Consider the following 1,896-nt stretch of genomic DNA (forward strand, 5'->3'; position numbering starts at 1 on the left):
CTATAGCGGCGATGTGTCCCAAAGCCTTCGCGGTCTGCGGATAGATAGCGTGGCCGGCATCGGTGAGCGCGATGCGGTTGCCGGTGCGCACGAACAATTGCTTGCCGAACCAGTTCTCAAGATTGCGTATCTGCTGGCTGACCGCTGCAGAGGACACGCCGAGTTCAGAAGCGGCCAAGGTGAAGCTGCCGGCACGGGCGGCAACTTCAAAAGCCTTGATCGCATTCAGCGGCGGCAACCGTTCCACAACAGATCCATAAGTTTTTCTTGCTCAATCCTAATTATTTTCGACGTTGAGAGAAAGATTTTTTTGCCGTCTCATAGGCTCGAAACCTTCGGAGCCATGACGATGAAAGACATCCTCGATCTCGACCGCTATCCGCTCGACCGCGAAGGCAGCGCCGAATGGCAGCGCCTTGTCGAACAATCCGTCGCCGCGCTCGAAGCCGACGGCATGTTCAATCTGGAAGGGTTTTTGCGCCCCGGCGTGGCGGAACAAGCCGTGCGCGAAATCCAGCCGGTGATGGCCGCGCGCTCGCATGTGCACAAGCGGATGCACAACATCTACTTCAAGCCTGACATTCCCGAGCTTGCACCCGACCATCCGGCGCTGCGCAAGGTGGAGACCATCAGCCACACCGTCTGTGCCGACCAGATTCCGGCCAGCGTCGTGCTCGCCATCTACGAATACGAACCGCTGCTGCGCTTCCTGGCGGCGACGATGGGCAAGACCAGGCTGCATGTCATGCAGGATCCGTTGGCGCGAACCAATGTCATGGCCTATCGCGCCGGCGAGGCTTTGAACTGGCATTTCGATCGCTCCGAATTCACGACGACGCTGCTGCTGCAGGCAGCGGAATACGGCGGCGACCTCGAATACCGCACCGATCTGCGATCTGACGGCAATCCCAACTATGACGGCGTCGCAAGGCTGCTGGACGGGCGCGATCCCGATGCAAAGATCCTGCGCATGAAGCCCGGCACGCTGAATGTCTTCCGCGGCAAAAACACCGCGCATCGCGTCACCACGGTCGAAGGCGAGCGCGAGCGCATGATCGCGGTGTTTTCCTACTATGAAAAGCCCGGCGTGGTGTTCAGCCCCGAGGAGCGGGTCGGCTTCTACGGCCGTGCCGCCTGAGACCGAAAGGCCGACATGCCAACGGCCCCCAAGAATCCGAAGATGACCTCTTGTTAGATTGTCGACAATCTGCTTGTCTTGCTTTCGATTTCCCTGGGAGTGGCCGAATGGCGAAAGCGGATTTCAGTCCGATTGCGGACACGACGCGACGCGCCGAGATCGTCGCGCTGTTGCGGCGTGCGATCCTGACCGGGCAGCTCGCACCCGGCCAGAAGCTCAACGAGCTGCGGATTTCCGAACAGATGCGGGTCAGCCGCGCGCCGTTGCGCGAGGCAATGCGCGAACTGGTCCAGGAAGGCATCCTGACCAGCATCCCCTATGCCGGCACCTTCGTCATCGAGGTCACAGCCAAGGACATCGACGATGCCTATTCGTTCAACAAGGTGATGGACGAGCTGGCCATCGAGCGGGCGTGGCCGCTGCGCGACCAGCGCTTCTTCGACGAGCTCGACCGGCGTCACGAAGCCGTGAAGCAGGCGACCCGTGCGTTGGACACGACACGCCAAATCGAAACCGCGCTGCAACTGCATGGCCTGATCTACGAATGGGCCGACAATTCGGTGCTGCTGGAAACCTGGCAGCGGCTGACCAGCCGGCTGCAGATGTATTTTGCGCTCCACCAGCATGCCCGCAATGAGCCGGTGCCGGCCGAAGACGTTCACGAAACCTATGTGCGGTTGCTGAAGGGCAAGGACATGCGTGCAGCCCAGCGCCATGCCAGGGAGCACATCGATCTCGATTTCGAGGAGTTGCTTGCC

At 60.6% G+C, this 1,896-nt stretch carries 3 protein-coding genes; 2 read left to right on the forward strand and 1 reads right to left on the reverse strand.

Annotation, left to right across the window (positions count from 1 at the left end; translation table 11 throughout):
- A partial coding sequence (locus tag EN964_RS33145) for a LysR family transcriptional regulator (protein WP_127277341.1) occupies positions 1–247 on the reverse strand: 247 nt, incomplete at its 3' end.
- Between the two features lie 102 nt (positions 248–349).
- On the opposite strand from EN964_RS33145, the gene EN964_RS33150 reads away from it, so the two are divergent.
- Together EN964_RS33150 and EN964_RS33155 are read left to right on the forward strand one after the other, a co-directional pair.
- Positions 350–1,138: a 2OG-Fe(II) oxygenase gene (locus tag EN964_RS33150; RefSeq protein ID WP_127268583.1), complete on the forward strand. Its 789-nt coding sequence runs from the start codon at positions 350–352 to the stop codon at positions 1,136–1,138.
- Positions 1,139–1,245: 107 nt separating this feature from the next.
- A partial coding sequence (locus tag EN964_RS33155; protein WP_164776292.1) for a GntR family transcriptional regulator occupies positions 1,246–1,896 on the forward strand: 651 nt, incomplete at its 3' end.

Source organism: Mesorhizobium sp. M7A.F.Ca.CA.001.10.2.1 (genome assembly GCF_003998575.1).
In the GTDB taxonomy this organism is placed as follows: Bacteria; Pseudomonadota; Alphaproteobacteria; order Rhizobiales; family Rhizobiaceae; genus Mesorhizobium.